1 pseudogene is annotated in these 263 nt (G+C 64.6%); it reads left to right on the forward strand.

The features are described 5' to 3' along the window. Positions 1-263: pseudogene (locus tag Q1A01_RS23795) on the forward strand (hypothetical protein); the annotation flags it as partial.

The raw sequence follows: 263 nt of genomic DNA on the forward strand, positions 1-263 counted from the left end.
ACGGAGCAGTTGGACCGCAAGGACCAGCAGGTGCTGACGGAGTTGACGGAGCAGTTGGGCCGCAAGGACCAGCGGGTGTAGATGGCGCTGACGGAGCAGTTGGGCCGCAAGGACCAGCGGGTGTAGATGGCGCTGACGGTGCTGACGGAGCAGTTGGACCACAAGGGCCAACAGGTGCGGATGGTGCTGACGGAGCAGTTGGACCGCAAGGACCAGCAGGTGCAGATGGCGCCGACGGAGCAGTTGGACCACAAGGACCAGCG

Origin of the sequence: uncultured Dokdonia sp. (genome assembly GCF_947492815.1) — a bacterium.
Classification (GTDB): Bacteria; Bacteroidota; Bacteroidia; order Flavobacteriales; family Flavobacteriaceae; genus Dokdonia.